Origin of the sequence: Oceanospirillum linum, assembly GCF_001995095.2 — a bacterium.
In the GTDB taxonomy this organism is placed as follows: Bacteria; Pseudomonadota; Gammaproteobacteria; order Pseudomonadales; family Halomonadaceae; genus Oceanospirillum; species Oceanospirillum linum.
The window spans coordinates 621,517-639,923 of the sequence record NZ_MTSD02000001.1 but is presented as its reverse complement, the minus strand read 5'-3'; the positions used below and the strand labels follow the sequence as shown (position 1 = coordinate 639,923).

The following is an 18,407-nucleotide window of genomic DNA, read 5'->3' as shown; positions in this document are numbered from 1 at the left end:
GGTCTCCTGAGATCGCTTTGGCTAATTAGTTTACAACGACGGGTTATTGGTAAAGACGTGGGTAAAGCTGGCCAGCTCTTTCATTTTTTCACCGGCAAGACCGCTGGCTATCGCGTCCTGCGCCATGGCAACGCCCTCTTTCAGGTTGTCCGCTATATCTGCAGCATAAAGCGCGGCCCCAGCATTAAGGGCGATCATATCGGCTGCTTTTTCCGCAGTCTCTGAGCTTTGTTTACCCAGAGCATCTCTGATCAGATTGAGGGAGTCATCCGAACTTTTAATATCCAGTCCGACCAGGCTTTGACTGGATAGACCTAGGTCTTCCGGCGTAACTTTGTACTCCGTTACCACACCATTTTTAAGCTCGGCCACGTGGGTACTGGTGGCGAGCGAGAACTCATCTAAACCATCTTTGGCATGTACGACAAGGACATGTTTGCTGCCAAGAGCCTTGAGCACCTCGGCCATGGGGCGGCAAAGTGTTTCGGTAAAAACACCGATAACCTGATGCTTTACACCTGCAGGATTAGTCATTGGGCCGAGCATATTAAACAGAGTCCGCATGCCCAGCTCTTTGCGCGGGCCGATAGCATACTTCATGGCACTATGATGGTTAGGGGCAAACATAAAGCCGACCCCGACTTCGCTGATCGCTCGTCCGATCTGCTCTGGCTTCAGATTCAGGTTGATACCCGCTGTTTCAAGCAGGTCCGAGCTGCCACTGGATGATGAAACAGAGCGGTTTCCGTGTTTGGCGACATGGCCTCCTGCTGCTGCGATTACAAAGGCGGAGGCAGTGGAAACATTAAACAGATTTGAGCCATCACCACCGGTACCACAGGTATCAACCGCATTCGGGATTTCCAGCGCTACAGGGGTTGCCAGTTCACGCATGACTTCTACGGCTGCGGTGAGCTCCTCAATGCTTTCGCTTTTCATGCGAAGTGCTACGAGAAAGCCTCCAATCTGAGCATCGGTACACTGGCCGGTCATGATCTGGCGCATAACATCACGCATCTCGTCACGACTCAGATCCAGCTTCTCAACTACCTTGTTCAGGGCATCTTGAATATTCATGTTCCAGGGTCCTGTAATAGCGCGGCTTGTAGGCCGTATTACTGTCAGCTTTCAGAGCAGCCTCTTTGGGCTGCTTCTGTCTTTAAATCAGGTTAAGACTGTTCGTATCACAAGGTCTGATGCAGAAAGTTCTGCAGCATATCATGGCCATGTTCAGTCAGAATCGACTCAGGGTGGAATTGCACACCTTCAATTGCCAGGGTTTTATGACGCAGGCCCATAATCTCACCGGGAGTACCATCTTCGTTATTCACCCAGGCAGTGACTTCAAGGCACTCCGGCAGACTGTCCCGCTCGACTACCAGAGAGTGGTAGCGGGTAGCCCGGAACGGGTTATCCAGCTTGGTGAAAACACCCTCATTAATATGGTGAACAGGGGACGTTTTTCCATGCATGACTTCATGGGCGCGAATCACCTTACCGCCAAAGGCCTGCCCGATACTCTGGTGGCCAAGGCAGATTCCAAGGATGGGCAGCTTACCGGCAAAATGCTTGATGGCTGCTACAGAGATACCCGCTTCGTTGGGTGTGCAGGGGCCAGGGGAGATCACCAGATGATCCGGTTTCAGGGCCTCGATCTGTTCGATGGTAATTTCGTCGTTACGGTAGACCTGAACATCTGCACCGAGTTCGGCAAAATATTGCACAACGTTATAAGTGAAAGAGTCGTAGTTATCGATCATTAACAGCATGGTCTGTACCTGTATTCTGGCTACCTATTGGTCGTCAGAATTATCTTAAGTCTTTGAATAGCGTTTATATGAGAACCGTTTCTGATAAAGCGTCTGGTTCTGGGGCTAATCCGGGTTGTCGAGTCCTTTTTCCGCCATCGCAACGGCTTTAAAGATTGCCCGTCCCTTGTTCATGGTCTCTTTCCACTCTAAACGGGGTTCGGAGTCTGCTACGACACCCGCTCCTGCCTGGATATGCAGTATCTGATCTTTGATTACAGCGGTACGGATCGCAATGGCTGTATCCATATTTCCGTTCCAGGAAAGGTAACCCACGGCACCACCATAGACGCCTCGTTTCACAGGTTCCATTTCGTCAATAATTTCCATAGCGCGCACTTTGGGCGCGCCACTTAAGGTTCCTGCGGGCAGCGTGGCCTTCAATACATCCATGGCGCTCATGCCTTCTTTCAGCTGACCGGTGACGCTGGAGACGATATGCATCACGTGGGAATAGCGCTCGATCACCATCTTGTCGGTCAGGGTGACACTACCGGTCTGAGCGATACGACCCACATCGTTGCGGCCCAGATCGATCAGCATCAGGTGCTCGGCCAGTTCTTTCGGATCGGCCAGCAGCTCCTCTTCCAGTGCCTTGTCTTCCGCTTCGGTAGCGCCGCGTTTGCGGGTGCCGGCGATGGGGCGCACGGTAACCAGATTGTCTTCAACACGGGCGAGGATCTCTGGCGAGGAGCCCACCACATGGAAGTCATCCAGATTAAAGAAGAACATATAAGGGGAAGGGTTCAGGCAGCGCAGGGCGCGGTACAGTTCCAGCGGTTGGGCTTCAAAGGGTGTCGACATACGCTGAGAAATAACGCATTGCATGATGTCGCCGGCCAGTACGTACTCTTTGATTTTGCTGACCGCTTCTTTGAATTTTTCTTCGGTAAAACCGGATTTAAAGTCGCTTTCCAGTGTTGTTCGACCGGTGCCAACGCTGTAGGAGGAAACGGCAAGTGAGCGCAGCTGGCGCTCCAGTTCGTTCAGGCGCTGGCGAGCTTTCTCCAGCGGGCGTTTGTGTTCTGTATTGGCGTGAACAATCAGGTACAACTTGCCGCTCAGGTTGTCGAAAACAACAACCTCCTCTGAGATCAGCAGCAGAATATCCGGTACGTCGATAGGATCATTTTCCGGAATATTAACCAGACGCTTTTCCACGTAACGTACGGTGTCGTAACCGAAGTAGCCCACAAGGCCTCCGGTAAACAGTGGCAGGTTATCCAGCTCCGGCACGGAGAAACGTTTCTGGAACTCTTCGATATAAGTCAGGGGATCATCCTGGTGACTCTGTTCCAGAACCGTATTGCCCTCATATAGTGTGACCTCGTGGCCCCGAACCTGGAGGCGGCGTTGGCAGGGCAGACCAATAATGGAATAGCGGCCCCACTTCTCTCCACCTTCGACGGATTCCAGCAGATAGCTGTAGGCCTGGTCGGCCAGTTTCAGATAGGTGCTTAATGGTGTGTCGAGGTCAGCCAGTACTTCACGTACCAGAGGGATGCGGTTGTAGCCTTGCTCGGCCAGCTCAGAGAAGCGTTCCGGGGTCATGATTTTTTCTTCCTGTCACGGTATAAATGGGAAATAAAGCGCAAACGAATATCTGTGAAAGCAGCGGTATGGCAGGCCTGAACTCTGCAAAAAAGAGTGGCACTAACACACGCCGTGTGAGCTTCACCATCGCCAGCGTTTTACCTCGCGCATCAATCCCAGTGATTTGTCAGGAAACATATCAGGCCCGTTTTATAGAGGATGTTAATGTTGAGAGTCTGCCGCGCTTATATAACCAGACGCGCTAACAGCTTGATAAGCTATATATTCTTGCTATTAAAGCGCCTAAGTTATACCAGCTCAGCTAATGAATCAACCACAAGATCAGCCCCACATTGGTCTACTGGTAATCCATGGTCATAACCGTATCGGACCGCAACGGTTTTAAAGCCTGCCTTTTGTCCGGCAGAGATATCGGTAATTGAGTCGCCGATCATAAGGCTTTGGGCGGGGTCGGCCTTCAGCTGCTCAGCGGCGAACAGCAGAGGCAGAGGCGATGGTTTTTTCTCTTCAAGAGAATCACCGCCTAAAACCAGACTGAAATAGCGATCCAGATTAAGTTGCTCAAGGATCTCAGGGACAAAGCGATAGGGCTTGTTCGTGATCAGTGCCATGGGGATATTCCGGGCTTTGGCATGATCCAGTAGCGTGAAAATACCGTCATAGCAGCGGGTTTTTGCACCCTTGTTGGCACCGTAAGCGGTCATGAATGCGCCATGGGCCTGCATAAACAGCTCTGAGGTTTCGTCGATCCGGTCGATCTCCAAGCCGTCTGCCAGTGCCCGCTTGACCAGAACCACTGCACCCTGGCCGACCCAACTGCGCACCTTATCCTGACCTGCCTTGGGGCGATCCAGTCCGATAAGCATTTGATCAATCGCATCGGTTAAATCCGGTACGGAATCAATCAAAGTACCATCAAGATCAAAGGCCAGTAGCTGAATATCAGAAAGTAGAGAGTGCATAGGGTTACCTGGGGTTGATTCGCCTGATGGTGCAAATGTAAAAAAGCACTCAACGGAATGCTTTTTAATCTGCCGGAAATTAGCGTTCTACTTTGGCCAGCTCAGCCCGCATGGCGTCGATGGTGGCTTTGTAATCATCGGTGTTGAAAATGGCAGAACCGGCAACAAAGGTGTCAGCACCCGCTTCAGCGATTTCACGGATATTCTGAATGCCCACGCCGCCATCGATCTCAAGGCGAATATCGTAGCCGCTCTCGTCGATGATTTTTCGTGCCTGACGCAGCTTATCCAGTGTGCCGGGGATAAACTTCTGACCGCCAAAACCCGGGTTTACCGACATCAAGAGAATCATATCGACTTTGTCCAGTACGTAATCCAGATAGTGCAATGGTGTCGCTGGGTTAAAAACAAGACCGGATTTGCAGCCGCCATCGCGGATCATTGAGAGAGAGCGGTCAATATGATCGGATGCTTCCGGGTGGAAGGTGATCCAGCTGGCGCCGGCATCAATAAAGTCACTGATCATGCGATCAACCGGAGAGACCATCAGATGTACATCGATGGGAGCGGTAACGCCGTGGTTGCGCAGAGCTTTACAGACCATAGGGCCGATCGTCAGATTTGGAACGTAGTGGTTATCCATCACATCAAAGTGAACCACGTCGGCACCGCTGGCCAGAACGTTATCGACTTCTTCACCCAGGCGGGCAAAGTCAGCGGATAAAATGGAGGGTGCGATTTTGAAATCAGACATCAGTTACTCTCATCGGTCTTAAATATTCGGGCCAGCCGTAGGGCTGAGGTTCAGGTGGCGCCATTTTAACGAAAGGTGATCGTCAGTGCTATCTGCCAATCTTGTTGTATTGCGTGCTGTACCATTAACATTTATCCAATGTTGTATGTCGTGTCTTTTTGTTGCCTTGCTGGTGATGCGGGTTCTTAATCGTCAGGATGTTATTTATACTGCAGTTATCATCGTTGGCTGACGACTCTGTTTTTTTACACAGACTGTGTCTGATATTGCCAGCGTTATCGTTAGAGAATTATAGCGGAACAGGAAAAAGGCATGGTTCAATCGGGATGGATAGGTGGCGTCTCTGAAAAGCTGGCAGGAGTCAGGCTGATAAAGCCTGTTAAAGCTCTGCGTTACAGTCTGTTGATGCTGGGGTTGGCATCTCTTGCTCTGAACCCTTTTGCTTATGCGGCAGAAGAGGAGCCTTTTGATGGTGAAGATGCTCAGGAGGAGCCGGCAAAACCGAAGGAACCACCGAAGCCTTATGTGGTTCCCGATGCTGAGAAAACCCGTTTTGAGGTATTGGCACAGCAGGCCGACCCAAGAGAGGTGCTGAAGCTGACGGCAAACCAGGAAGAGTTTTTAGCACTCTACCACCCTGAGAATACGCCAAAAGCTCATGGTGCCCTGGTCATTCTTCATATAGAGGACGGACATCCTGACTGGCCTATGGTGGTTAACCCTGTCCGGACTCAGATGCCAGACTTTGGTTGGGCAACGCTTTCGGTTGCGATTCCAAGCCCTGGCCCGGCGGAGATTCCGGAGCGAACGCTACCGGCTACCCAGGTTTTTATGGGGCTCCCTGAAGGTGAGGAAGACGAAGAAGAGAGTGATGCTTCAGAGGGTGACGACGACTTTAATGAAGAGGGCGTGGAAGATACTGCTGAGCCGGAAACTGCGCCTGATGAGGAAGGTGATGAGTTAGGTGATTCAGAAGAAGGTGAGGGAGGTACGAAAGCTGACTGGCCACCACCTAAGCCGACTTTTGTACCGGTTGAAGATAAAGGCCCTCTTGCTGATCGTATTGATGCACGAATTCGAGCCGCAGTAGCTCATCTGCAAGGCCAGGGCTATGAGCAGATTGTTTATGTGGGGCATGGTGTAGGCGCCGTCTGGATTATGGATTATCTGAAAGATAATCCTGCACCACCAGAGCAGGCGGTCGTTATGATTCAGCCCCATATGCCTCAGCATAATATTGAGGTGGATCTGCCCTCACTCCTTTTGGCGCAACAACGGCCGATACTGGATCTCTACTATGATGATAATCGTTTCGATAAGCTCTTTGCGGAAGAGAGGGCGAATTTTGCCCGCCGGTCGGGGAACCCCTACTATCGTCAGACCCGCTTGGGCGGTTTAGGCTTACAGTCTGGTCAAACTCAAGCGAAAGACCGTCGGGTTGTTCAGTCCCTGAGGGGATGGTTGGATTATCTGTATCAGTTTGAAGGAGATGAGCGAGAGCCTGAAGATTCCTATATTAAAGGGCCAATTCGCTCCTTGTATGAGGAGCGTATGGAGCGCTCGCGCTATTGATCATCGTAAAAGTGAACGGTTTGAAACGGGCTGTCAAAAGGTGGACTGTCACAAAGCCTTGCGACTTTCTTTAATCCGCTGATAAGCGGACTGGAGCTGCTGAGATAGCTCTTTGGCCTGGGTTTGCTCCTCTGGGCTGGCATTTCTGCCAGCCAGCTTATCCGGATGTACTTTGGATATTTTCTGGCGAAAGGCTTTCTTCAGGCTGGCAGAGTCGGCGTCAGGTGATATCCCAAGCAAATGATAAGCTGCCGCAAGCTCTGCGCCGGGGGACACGTCGTTGTTGAAAGCCTGATGCCTGTATTGGTATTTGTGCTCTCTGTGTTCACGGCTTTTATCAGCACCGGCTTGATATGTGTTGCTGCCGGTAAATGAAGTGTTATAGGGGCGACGCTGGCTTTCCTGCCAGGCCATTCGGTATTGCTGCCGTAGTGTTTGAAACTGTTCCGGTGATATTCCTGCGTAAAAAGCACTCATTCCCAGGGTTTCCACTAATCGCACCTCGGCTCTGCCTTCGGCATAAAGTAGCTGAAACTGGTAGTGCAACCATTCCGCTTTTTTGCCCGTGCGGTGCTTAAAGCGTTTTCTGAATAGTTTAAGAAGGTGGTTAGGGGGGCTCTGCTGGTTTTTGCCTATGTTGAACGCAGTAATGGCTGCCAGACGTTCATCCCCTGATAGTGCCATTGATGACATGATATGTTCTGTGATGCTGATCTCCTGCTGTGAAACCTTGCCATTAGCTTTAGCCAGGTAACCCAGCATCTGGAAGGTGATCTGAAAAAAGAGCTGTTCATCTTTGCTACGATAGCGTTTGCCATAAGGGGGCTGCGTGTTTTTACTGAAATACTTTGTCAGCTTTCTATCCAGCAGATAGCCAAGCAGAAAACCTATGATCATTCCTTTCCATCCCCAGGTCAGCATTCCAGTCAGAAGACCGGTGATTTTTAATGAGAATGGAAACCGGTATTTCATATTGTTTACTCCCTGCCCTTAAGGATTTTTTCTTCCAGCTCCTGCAGCCTCTCGGGTGTGCCGACATCCAGCCAGTAACCTTCGAAGTGCTCCCCGGTAATCAGTCCCAACTCTGCCGCAGATCTTAATATTGGCCCCAGAGCCAATGGCGGTGGTTGCTGTTGGCTGGAAGGGATAAGCTCTGGAGCCAGCAAGCTAATACCACTAAATGTTAATGGGATCATTGAGTCGACTTGAGATGGGATCTGGGCTCGTTTTGGATGTACGGTGCCATCGCCTGCCAGTAAAAAGTCACCGTCAGGGTTATGCTGCGGGTTGTGGGTCAGAATCAGGTGGCCTGAGGAATGGGGAGGGAGTTCAGAAAGGTTACTGAAATTGTAATCACACCAGATATCACCATTGATCAGGAGGATCGGTTTGCCCGGGTCAAGATTTCCCTGCTCAAGTGCTTTCTGAATGCCTCCTGCGGTTTCCAGTGGATGCTCTTCATGGGAGAGGCCAATGGGAATAGGCCAGTCCCGGGAATGGATAAAGTCATCTATCTGGTTGGCGAGGTAGCTGACGTTAATCAGAATAGAGTCAACGCCGGCATTAACCAGGCGCTCAATCTGATACTCCAGTAAAGGCTTCCCGGCCACAGGGAGCAAAGGTTTAGGTGTGTGATCGGTGAGCGGGCGCATACGGCTGCCCAGCCCTGCGGCCAGAATCATCGCTTGCATGCTAGGTGTTTTCCTCGGGTAGCCATGTTTTGTGTGATCTGTGTTGTTTCTCATTGAGCGCTGGCACAATGCGATCAAGCAGCCATTGGTTGAATTGACTCAGGCTCTGGTGCTCACCGGTTGCCTCTAACAGGTGCTGAAGAGTGCGTGGTATATCGTTCAGATAACCTGCTTTTCCATCCCGTAACCAGAGGCGGGAAAATATACCCAGTACTTTGATATGGCGTTGAGCGCCCATGAGGTCGAACTCTTGCCGGAATTGTTCCTCAGGATAATCCCGGGATAGTAAACCTTCGGATTTAACCTGTTGCAGATAAAGGTTTCGCCATTGGTTGACGGCGCTGGCTGGCCAGTGCAGATAACAGTCTTTTAACAGAGAGACCAGGTCATAGGTGATTGGGCCCTGAACGGCATCCTGAAAATCGATAATACCGATATGGCGTTCCGGCGTAAGCATCAGGTTTCGGGCGTGGTAATCCCGATGAACGGGAACCTGGGGTTGTTGCAGTGCGCTATGACAGAGGTGCCCGAAGGTCTGATCCAGTAAACTGATCTCTTCTTCATCGAGTTCTAACGATAACCATTGTTTGCAGAACCACTCTTTAAACAGTTCCATCTCCTGCATCAGCAGCTCATAGTTGTAATCAGGGAGTACTGGTGTGGTTGTTTTCTGAATCGCGATTAAAGCCTCAAAGGCGTCCTGGTACAGACTGCCTGCAGCCTGGGTATCCGATGTCAGGTTGCTGAGTAACTGGTTATCGCCAAAATCTTCCAGAAGCAGAAAGCCTTGTTCAATATCCTGAGCAATAATTTCAGGGACACGGACGTTTTGTTGGAACCAATGTTGCGCAATACGGACAAACGGAGCGCAATCCTCTTCTGGTGGCGGTGCGTCCATTACGATATAAGAGGTGTCTTTGCCGGAGTGGAGCCCGTTTTTTTCAGACAGTCGGTAGTAGCTACGGAAGCTGGCATCACCGGCAACTTTCTCAAGCTCTGGTTGATTGATATTCGATACTTGAGTCAGCCATTGGCAAAGCTGAGTATAGCGTGCGTTCATGGGGTCTCCTTATTGACATCGTATTATGTCAAATGCACCTGCCGCTGCCCATAGAATTGAGTTGGCTATTACGCAATAGTAAACACTTGGCATTCTGATTATTTTCCCTGAATCGCCCCGGGCAGAAAATTTAAAGGGCGGCGTCGGCAAAGAAAAGCTTTTAGCTGAGCCCGTTGGGCTACCGATGGCAATGAAGTAAACTCCGCAAGCCGTGACTATTTAAAGTCGCTATAATACTTCGCCTTTAGCTTCATCCAACGGCCCATGCGGGAAAACAACTTTAAGGCCCATGCGGGAAAACAACTCTACAGTAAGGATCTTGTTTGAAATTGTCAGCTTCATCTTCAGATCTTGCCGTACGCTCTGCCTTTTTATCTGGGCAGCCTCTGACACCTGAGGTGTGGATGGCGGTAAAAGGTTGTATGTTTGTATGGGCTATAGGTCTCTCACTTTCGCCGTTGCGGGCGGCAGAGCCTATCGGGCAGCAAGGTTATTATCTGGACTGGGTGCCCTATCATCAGCTAACGGCTGAGCAAAGAAAATCGACAAAAGGGATGTGCCAGGGGCTGTATGTCCACCCGGATATTATTGACCAGCCTAATCATGAGATTACAGCCAGAAAGGCCAGCTATGAGGCCGATGGCAAAGTCATATTGGAAGGTGATGTTAAAGCCGATACAGCGAATGGATTTTTAACGGCGGAGCAGGCAACGATTAGTGCTGATCGAACGCAGATATCAGCATCGGGTCACGTTGTTGTTCGCCAGTCTTCAGGTCTGATCTATGGCCAGTCAGGTATACTGAATAACAATACCAAAACCTTTGACCTTAAAAAGGCTGAGTATCTGATTTTTCAGAATAATGCCCGGGGAGTTGCTCAGCGTATGCATCGAACCGATGAGGGTTTAGTTGTTATTGATAATGGGAGCTATACCTCCTGTACCCCCGGAGATAACAGCTGGCAACTGGTGGGCTCTGAAATAGAGCTGGACCATGAGTCCGGGTTTGGTACTGCCAGTCATGCCCGTCTTGAGCTGGCTGATATTCCTGTTTTCTATTGGCCTTATCTCAGATTTCCTATCGATGACCGCCGACATACGGGCTTGCTGATGCCTACTTTCTCAGTTGGTGGTGAGGGGGTTGAGGAGTATAAGCAGTCCCTGTATCTGAATCTGGCTCCGAACTATGATGCGACCTTAACGCCGCACTGGTATCAGGAGCGTGGAACTCATTTGGGGACGGAGTGGCGTTACCTTTTACCTGAAAACCATTTCGGCATGATCACGTATGATTTTCTTGCCTCAGACCCTCTCTATGAGAATAAAAAGCGTGAGCTATTTGCCTACGAAGCGAAAGGCTACCTAGCGGATAATTGGATTTACCGTATCGATTATGCCCATGCCTCTGATGATGATTATTTTCATGCGTTTGAAGCTAACTTTGATGACGCTAATACCGAGTCGCTGGATCAATTAGCGGAAACTCAGTACCGGCAGGGAAACTGGCATTATATTGCTCGATTGCAGGGGTTTCAGGAGCTTGATTCGGATCTTGCTGATGCTGATCGTGAGTATTATAAATTACCGGAGTTGCAGGCAAACTATGCCTCAGGAAACGCTGCTCTAAGTTATGGCAGTCGTAATCAGGCCGTTTGGTTTGAGAGGGATATTCATGATGGCAGTGATTATACCGGCAGTGTTAATCCGGATACCGGTGAGATCAGCTGGGGGAGTGACCTGACAGCTCAGCGTACGCATCTGGAGCCTTATCTTAGTTATCGTGCAGACGCGCTCTGGGGATATAGCCAGCTGGATCTTCGGGGAGGGTACAGCCAATACGCTCTGGAAGGTCAGCCTGATGATATCAGTGATCGTCAGCAACGATTTATCCCGACTTTTTCCGTGGATTCCGGCCTGCTTTTTGAACGTGATATGAACGCCTTCGGTAAGGGGTATATTCAAACCTTAGAACCTAGGGTAAAACTGGTTTACGCTCCGACTGAGGATCAGCATGATATCCCTCTTTTTGATACCTCCGAGTATGATTTTGATCGTAACCAGTTATTTCGTGATACCCGTTTCTCAGGAATTGACCGGCAGGGGGATCTGCAAAAACTCGCTCTGGGTATTACATCGCGATTCATCGACGATGTTTCTGGTCGTGAAGTTTTAAATCTTTCTCTGGGGCAGGCTTTCTATGCTCAGGAGCGTACTGTTACGCTCTCGGCTGACCCTCAGGCTGAGCTTGACTACCAGCACACCCGCCTGGTCTCTCCTTTGGTTGCTGCAGTCAGTTATTATCCTTTAGACTGGCTGACATTAGATGTTTCCACACAATGGAATACTGATAACACATTATTTTTTCTGGAAAAAAGAGAGAGTAAGATCATAGGGAATCACCCGTCCGGAGTGTCTTTTTTATTACGGCATACTAAAAGCTATACAGATTGCAGCCTGAATTTTAGCTGTGCCGAGGGTAGTGGGGAGTCTTATGAAGAAACAGCAGATCTTGGTCTGATTGCACCATTGAGCACAAACTGGAGAGCGTTTGGCGTTATTCGAAGGGATATTGAGCAAGGGCGACACCTGGAGCGTATTGCCGGGATTGAGTATGAGAGTTGTTGTTGGTCCGTCCGTCTGGCTCGGCACCAATACTATAAAGGTGATGACTACGATGACCCTGAGGCCTTTGATAATAGCGTACGTATTGAGCTGTTACTGAAAGGCTTTGGTGGTATTGGTCAGGGTGAACCTTATAAGCGGGCTGCCGGATTTATTCCAGGTTTTCGTGCCGGTTATTAGTGATATCAATTGAGAATTTTATGAAACAGTTTATTGCATTTTTTATAGGCGCTATCTGCAGTGTAAGTATGATCTTGCCTGCTCAGGCCAGTCGGGAGTCTTTGGATCAGGTGGTTGCTGTTGTCAATCAGGAGGCTCTGATGCAGTCTGAGCTGGAAGCTAAGCTTGATTCTGTTTATCAGAATTTGCGCCAGAGAAATATTGCACCACCATCACGGGATACGCTGCGCAGACAGGTATTAGACCGCCTGATTTTGGATACCATTCAGATCCAGCAGGCAGAAGAGTCTGGTATGCGGGTGTCTGATGTGGAGCTGAACAATGCACTGACGAATGTTGCCCGGCAAAATAAGATGACTTTGCAGCAGTTTCGTCAGGTGCTGGAGCGTCAGGGTGTTCCATTTAGTAGTGTTCAGGAGCAGATAAGCCGTGAGCTTCTGATAAGCCAACTGCGTCAGCGCCGTGTGGGTGAGCGAATTCGTATATCCGATCAGGAAGTGGATAATTTTCTGGCTCAGGAGAAAACAGAGCTTAGCAATACAGACTACCGTCTGCAGCAGATTACAGTGTCTATTCCTGAAAAAGCGACGCCACAGCAGGTGGCTGAAGCTGATGAGAAAGCCCAGGATATTTATCAGCAGCTGGTAAAGGGCGCTGATTTCAGCCAGTTGGCGATACGCCTCTCTGATGATGAGTATGCTCTTCAGGGTGGTGAGATGGACTGGCGACGAGGTAGTGAGTTACCTGTGATTTTAGCTGACCAGGTGCCGGCTATGGGTATTAATGAGACCTCCGTCCCTCTGCGGAGTCCATCTGGTTTCCACATTATCCGTTTACTGGAGAAACGTGGTGGGCCAACGAAGCTGGTAACGGAAACCCTTGCGCGTCATATACTGATTAAACCGACAGCACTGAGAACCGAAGCTCAGGCCCGCGTACTGATTAATAAACTGCGTCAGCGTATCCAGGATGGAGAGGATTTTGCTGAGTTGGCTCGAACTTACTCCGATGATAAGGCTTCAGCGGGAGAAGGGGGTAACCTGGGCTGGGCGAAACCTGGTAAGTACGTACCTCAGTTTGAGGCGGCTATCAGTAATACATCGGTGAACGGCATAAGCCCGGCTTTTCGTTCGCAGTTTGGCTGGCATATTCTTCGGGTTGAAGGGCGGCGTAGCCAGGATATTGGCGACCAGGTGGCTCGTGACCAGGCACGTCAGCAGCTGTTTAAACGTAAGTTTGATACTGAGCTGGATAACTGGCTACGGGAACAGAAAGCAGCTGCTTATATCGAAATTCGCTAGTATAGAGCTTTATTCAGAAAGAGGTTCTGGGTTTGAGTCAATCTCTGGTTGTTACTGCAGGTGAGTCATCGGGCATTGGTCCGGATGTTATTTTAAAAGTTGCAGCGGACTGGGGCCATGCTGAAGAGTATTTAGCATGGAGTCAGGTTGATTGCAGTGAACTTCGCTTAGGGGTTATTGCTGACCCGGATTTACTGCAACGGCGAGCGGAACAGCTTGGCCTGGAGATAGCGCTAACACAGGTTCTGCCCAATGAGTCTTTACCCATTATGCAGGCGGGCCATTTGGCGGTTATTCCTGTGGCTTTGGCAGAGCCTGAAAGAGCAGGACAGTTAAATGCAGCTAATGCGGCTTACGTCTTAAAGACCTTAGAGATTGCCGTGGATGGCTGCTTGTCAGGTCAGTGGCAGGGTATGGTAACGGCTCCGGTTCATAAAGGCGTTATTAACGAGGCAGGGGTTCCTTTCACCGGACATACTGAATTCTTGCAAGCGCGAACACAGACTGAACAAGTGGTTATGATGTTGGCAACAGAAGGTCTGAGAGTTGCCCTGGTGACAACCCATCTGCCATTAAAAGAGGTGGCTGATGCGATTACTCCTGAGCGTATTGCCCGAGTCAGTCGGGTTTTATATCGTGCACTGGAGCGTGACTTTGGTTTGAGCCAGCCCAGAATACTCGTCTGCGGGTTAAACCCTCATGCCGGTGAAGACGGGCATTTAGGCCGGGAAGAGCTTGATGTGATTATCCCAACATTAAAGGCTTTAGCCCAAGAGGGAATCCCGTTAATAGGCCCCTTACCCGCTGATACGCTATTTGCGCAGCACCATTTAAAAAATGCCGATGCAGTCTTGGCGATGTATCACGATCAAGGTTTGCCGGTTTTAAAACATGCCGGCTTTGGCCGTGCGGCCAATATCACGCTGGGAATGCCAATTGTGCGGACTTCGGTGGATCATGGCACCGCTTTAGATCTGGCTGGCACAGGCAACGCCCATGAAGGCAGCCTATGGACGGCATTAGGTTATGCTGCCTTAATGGCAGATGCCAGAACTCGATAACACCTGAAGAACTGAGAGGAATTAATGGCTAAGAAGCCTCAGCAACACCGCGCCCGTAAGCGCTTCGGACAAAACTTTCTTCAGGATGAAGGTATTATTCGACGTATTGTGCGCAGCATCGCCCCACAAAAAGGTCAGCATTTGGTTGAAATTGGCCCTGGTATGGGGGCGCTGACGGAGATTATTTTAGAATCGGCAGAGCGTCTCGATGTCATTGAATTAGACCGTGATTTAATTCCGGGACTTAAGGTGAAATTCTTTAACGCCCCTGGCTTTAATATTCACCAGGCGGATGCCTTGAAGTTTGATTTTGCGGAACTGATCGATGATGGTCAGCCTCTACGGGTTGCCGGTAATCTACCTTACAATATTTCAACCCCTCTGATTTTTCACCTGTTAGAGCAGCGCCAGAATATTCAGGATATGCATTTTATGCTGCAAAAAGAGGTGGTTGAACGTTTGGCGGCTGCTCCTGCCACGAACGACTGGGGCCGTTTAGGCATTATGGCGCAGTACCTTTGTGATGTTGAAGCCTTGTTTATTGTACCGCCGGAAGCCTTTGACCCTATGCCTAAGGTTGATTCCGCTATTGTGCGTTTGACACCTCATAAAGAGCTGCCTTATCCGGCAAAGTCAGCAGAATGCCTGGATAATCTGGTAAGAACTGCGTTTGCTCAACGCCGCAAAACGCTGCGCAACAACCTGAAAGGCCTGGTAGAGGTTTCTGAGATTGAAGCCCTTGGGATTGACCCTCAGCGACGACCTGAAACGCTGAGCCTTCAGGAAGTCGTTGCGTTAAGTGATTGTTTGGCGGACAGGTTGGGTAAGCATGACTGAAATAAATGATCAGGATAAGCCTGCAATAGCAGATCTGATTGAGTTGAAGGTAGAGCCCAAGTTTATTAAGCATGGCACCACTGAAGAGCGTGATCAGTATGTTTTCAGCTATAGGGTAACCATTACTAATAATAACCGAACCAGTGTGAAGCTTAAGAGCCGCTTCTGGGTGGTTACTGACGGTAATGGCAAGGTCAACGAAGTGAAAGGGAAAGGTGTTGTTGGCCAGCAGCCAGTGATCGCTCCCGGTGAATCTTACAGCTACACTTCAGGTGCTATTTTTCCGACGCCTCTTGGATTTATGCAAGGACATTATGAGTTGCAGGATATCGAGTTTGACTGTCCGTTGCAGGTCGATATTCCGGCGTTCCGCCTTGCAAAAGAGGATGTTCTGCATTGATATTGCATACTTTGATGCAAAATTCCTGAACTTATTTATTTCTGGGTAAAAGTATTGCTATGGGTACGTACGCCGTTGGTGATCTTCAGGGTTGCTTCAGTGAACTGATGCAATTGCTGGAGGCCGTAAGTTTTAATCCGGAAAAGGATCAGCTCTGGTTGGCTGGCGATCTGGTTAATCGTGGCCCTGAATCCTTGGAAGTACTTCGTTTTGCTTCCGGGATGGGTGACAGGGTTCGCTGCGTACTGGGTAATCATGATCTGCATTTACTTGCTGTCGCGTATTCCGGTGCGCGCCTTAAGCGCTCCGATACCCTGCAAAAGGTTCTGGATGCCCCGGACCGTGAGCGACTGCTGGACTGGCTGCGCCATCAGCCCTTATTCCACTATGATCAAAAACTTGGCTTTGTGATGAGTCATGCTGGGATCCCCCCCATCTGGGATCTTCAACAGGCGCTCAGCTATGCGGGTGAGGTTGAGGCTGTCCTGCAGGGCGATGCCTACAGAAACTACTTTGAGAATATGTACGGCAACAAACCCTCTAAGTGGTCGGATAGCCTTAGTGGTGTTGACCGGTTGCGAGTAATAACTAACTATTTTACCCGTATGCGCTTTTGTACTGTGAAAGGCAAACTCGACTTTGATAGTAAAGAGGGTTTAGATCAATGCCCGAAAGGGTATGCGCCATGGTTTAGCTACCCGCGTCAGGTCAAAGAAAAAATAATCTTTGGCCACTGGGCTGCACTTGAGGGTGATGTCGATGCTCATGGTATCTATGGGTTGGATACGGGCTGTGTATGGGGTGGACGGCTGACAGCGCTTCATCTCGAAAGTGGTGAGCGAACCTCAGTTAACAGTTTACAGAAACCAATATATCAGTAGCTGTTTTTAAACATTTGGCTGGTTTTGTCAGGGAGGAGCGACTGACATCCAGTGACTCTGACAGAAGGTAGTTTTATGAATTTTCAGTTTATGAACCCGGATGAACTTAAAGCAAAAATTGAAGCCGGTGAAGAGATTGTTGTTGTTGATATCCGAGATCCAGGTAGTTTTGCTGCAGGGTCGATTAAAGGCTCCCTGCTATTAAGCAATGATAATGTTCAGTTATTTATTGAGCAGACAGATAAATCCAGGCCGGTCATTGTTTGCTGCTATCATGGTAACAGCAGCCAGTCAGCGGCACAGTTTCTGGCGGAGCAAGGCTTTAATGATACTTATAGTCTTCAGGGGGGGTATGAGCTTTGGAAAACGGTATGCCCTGAGTACTGTCACTAATAAACCTGTCATACAGCAATAAAAAAGGAGCCCGTTGGCTCCTTTTTTATTAAGCGAAGAGAGTCTTACCACGCGATGACAATATCGCCCTGCTGAATACCCAGCTTGTCTGTTTCTGTACTGACAACACCTCGTGAAAAGAAGGGTTGTACCTTTTTCAGAGTAACGACAATCTTAGTATTTTCTAACTCGGTATAAGCATTTTGGTTCGCATCGTAGAAGGTGCTTAGGCGGTAGAGGTTAAGGGTATCGCCCGGGCGTAAACCATCACCGGCTCCTGCATCAAGATAGATTTTCTTACCTTCAGTACGGGTGACTTTTGCCATGAATGGCTGGCAGCTCAGAGATGAATTTAAGTCGTCAACCACACGATCAAAAACATCGCTGACTTTTTGGCCGTAATCACTTTTCCAAAAAGCAACAGAGCCGAAGCCCGGTTTCTCTTCAAGAGGTACATTCCAGTTACCAAGAGTTTCATAGCGACGACTGTAGACCATTGCGCCACTAAAACCATCATGGACATAGATATCCATTTGGAAACGGCGTTCAAAGCGGTTGTCGCCATGCTCCATCTTATCTTTGACCTGACTAAAATAAGATTTAGTACGCAGGAGATCCGGGCGGGCCATGGAAATATCACGAATAACACCGCTTATCACGTATTGCACGCCAAGCTGATTGGATGCAGTAATTGCGGTTGTAAGCGTACCTGTCGTCGTAACGGAAGTAGGGATGGTTTTTGGTGATGTATAAACCTGAAAACCTGAAGCATCCAGAGCTTTAACATGCTCAAAGTTATTTAAGCGCTGGGAAAGATCTGCAGGAAGTTTCTGACTGATATCATAGAAGCCTCCAAAAGATGCCGACTGAGGATCTTCCAGGTAAAAAGAAGCAACAGCAGCGCTTCTCAGGTAAGCATTACTGGATTCATGCCCACAGGACTGAGCGTCAACCAATACATCAGCCTCAATGGTCAGGGTAAGTATATTACCCTGAACCACTTCATCCAGAATATTGATATCCTGAACAGTACCGTTAGAACTCACCCGCAGATTATCAGCGGTAATGGCTCCGTCGGTCATTTGCTGAAAGCTGCTGACGTCAGCCCCGGCGCGAAGACTGAGCTGCTGGATCGCATCTCTAATCGCGGTACGACGGGCACTGACCAGGTCCTGGTGCATAATTCTGGCCTGGCCGGTTGCTTCTAGCCATTTGGCTTCTGATTGTGGTATTTGAAGTCCAGCAATCAGTAGACACAAAATCCACAACACCTTGTGACGGAATATGGTGTTTAACAACCGACCACTCCTTTCATTTTATCTGTTAATGGCA

General features: G+C 49.4%; 17 protein-coding genes. 8 read left to right on the top strand and 9 right to left on the bottom strand.

Going from position 1 to position 18,407, the window contains the following annotated elements; all coding sequences use genetic code 11:
- Positions 1–30: 30 nt before the first annotated feature.
- From trpD to rpe, 5 genes are all read right to left on the bottom strand, one after another.
- Complete coding sequence (trpD, locus tag BTA35_RS02985; RefSeq protein ID WP_077242925.1) at positions 31–1,077, bottom strand: anthranilate phosphoribosyltransferase; 1,047 nt, start codon at positions 1,075–1,077, stop codon at positions 31–33.
- Positions 1,078–1,184: 107 nt separating this feature from the next.
- Complete coding sequence (locus tag BTA35_RS02980) at positions 1,185–1,769, bottom strand: aminodeoxychorismate/anthranilate synthase component II (RefSeq protein WP_077242924.1); 585 nt, start codon at positions 1,767–1,769, stop codon at positions 1,185–1,187.
- Positions 1,770–1,874: 105 nt separating this feature from the next.
- Positions 1,875–3,359 (bottom strand): anthranilate synthase component I, encoded by a 1,485-nt coding sequence (trpE, locus tag BTA35_RS02975; protein ID WP_077242923.1) that lies wholly within the window; start codon positions 3,357–3,359, stop codon positions 1,875–1,877.
- Positions 3,360–3,649: 290 nt separating this feature from the next.
- On the bottom strand, positions 3,650–4,324 hold the full coding sequence (locus tag BTA35_RS02965) for a phosphoglycolate phosphatase (RefSeq protein WP_077242921.1): 675 nt from the start codon (positions 4,322–4,324) through the stop codon (positions 3,650–3,652).
- 79 nt (positions 4,325–4,403) lie between these two features.
- Complete coding sequence (gene rpe, locus BTA35_RS02960) at positions 4,404–5,078, bottom strand: ribulose-phosphate 3-epimerase (RefSeq protein WP_077242920.1); 675 nt, start codon at positions 5,076–5,078, stop codon at positions 4,404–4,406.
- A gap of 312 nt (positions 5,079–5,390) precedes the next feature.
- Here rpe and BTA35_RS02955 point away from each other — a divergent pair, with 312 nt between their 5' ends.
- Positions 5,391–6,650, top strand: coding sequence for a DUF3530 family protein (locus BTA35_RS02955; RefSeq protein WP_077242919.1), 1,260 nt, complete (start codon positions 5,391–5,393; stop codon positions 6,648–6,650).
- Between the two features lie 48 nt (positions 6,651–6,698).
- Here BTA35_RS02955 and djlA read toward each other — a convergent pair whose 3' ends face one another.
- Genes djlA through BTA35_RS02940 form a run of 3 tightly spaced genes read right to left on the bottom strand, consistent with a single transcriptional unit; the run spans position 6,699 to position 9,401 of the window.
- Positions 6,699–7,622, bottom strand: a complete 924-nt coding sequence (gene djlA / locus BTA35_RS02950) for a co-chaperone DjlA (RefSeq protein WP_077242918.1) — start codon at positions 7,620–7,622, stop codon at positions 6,699–6,701.
- Between the two features lie 5 nt (positions 7,623–7,627).
- Positions 7,628–8,341, bottom strand: coding sequence for a nucleotidyltransferase family protein (locus BTA35_RS02945; RefSeq protein ID WP_077242917.1), 714 nt, complete (start codon positions 8,339–8,341; stop codon positions 7,628–7,630).
- 1 nt (position 8,342) lies between these two features.
- On the bottom strand, positions 8,343–9,401 hold the full coding sequence (locus BTA35_RS02940) for an aminoglycoside phosphotransferase family protein (protein WP_077242916.1): 1,059 nt from the start codon (positions 9,399–9,401) through the stop codon (positions 8,343–8,345).
- 323 nt (positions 9,402–9,724) lie between these two features.
- Here BTA35_RS02940 and BTA35_RS02935 point away from each other — a divergent pair, with 323 nt between their 5' ends.
- The 7 genes from BTA35_RS02935 to glpE all read left to right on the top strand — a co-directional run bounded on the left by BTA35_RS02935 (position 9,725) and on the right by glpE (position 17,075).
- The gene (locus BTA35_RS02935) at positions 9,725–12,202 is read left to right on the top strand and encodes an LPS-assembly protein LptD (RefSeq protein WP_077242915.1); all 2,478 of its coding nucleotides are present in this window, start codon (positions 9,725–9,727) and stop codon (positions 12,200–12,202) included.
- Between the two features lie 20 nt (positions 12,203–12,222).
- Entirely contained in the window at positions 12,223–13,503 is a 1,281-nt protein-coding gene (locus BTA35_RS02930) for a peptidylprolyl isomerase (protein WP_078318772.1), read from the top strand.
- Between the two features lie 32 nt (positions 13,504–13,535).
- Entirely contained in the window at positions 13,536–14,564 is a 1,029-nt protein-coding gene (pdxA, locus tag BTA35_RS02925; protein ID WP_077242913.1) for a 4-hydroxythreonine-4-phosphate dehydrogenase PdxA, read from the top strand.
- Between the two features lie 24 nt (positions 14,565–14,588).
- Positions 14,589–15,401: a 16S rRNA (adenine(1518)-N(6)/adenine(1519)-N(6))-dimethyltransferase RsmA gene (rsmA, locus tag BTA35_RS02920; protein ID WP_077242912.1), complete on the top strand. Its 813-nt coding sequence runs from the start codon at positions 14,589–14,591 to the stop codon at positions 15,399–15,401.
- Positions 15,394–15,801, top strand: a complete 408-nt coding sequence (gene apaG, locus BTA35_RS02915; RefSeq protein WP_077242911.1) for a Co2+/Mg2+ efflux facilitator ApaG/CorD — start codon at positions 15,394–15,396, stop codon at positions 15,799–15,801. The genes rsmA and apaG overlap by 8 nt, the downstream gene beginning before the upstream one ends.
- A gap of 59 nt (positions 15,802–15,860) precedes the next feature.
- Entirely contained in the window at positions 15,861–16,682 is an 822-nt protein-coding gene (locus BTA35_RS02910) for a symmetrical bis(5'-nucleosyl)-tetraphosphatase (RefSeq protein ID WP_077242910.1), read from the top strand.
- 75 nt (positions 16,683–16,757) lie between these two features.
- Positions 16,758–17,075: a thiosulfate sulfurtransferase GlpE gene (gene glpE, locus BTA35_RS02905; protein ID WP_077242909.1), complete on the top strand. Its 318-nt coding sequence runs from the start codon at positions 16,758–16,760 to the stop codon at positions 17,073–17,075.
- 65 nt (positions 17,076–17,140) lie between these two features.
- Here the strand turns inward: glpE and BTA35_RS02900 are convergent, their stop codons facing one another.
- A complete protein-coding gene (locus BTA35_RS02900; protein WP_139363606.1) occupies positions 17,141–18,373 on the bottom strand; it encodes a flagellar assembly protein T N-terminal domain-containing protein in 1,233 nt (410 codons plus the stop codon).
- Between the last annotated feature and the right edge of the window lie 34 nt (positions 18,374–18,407).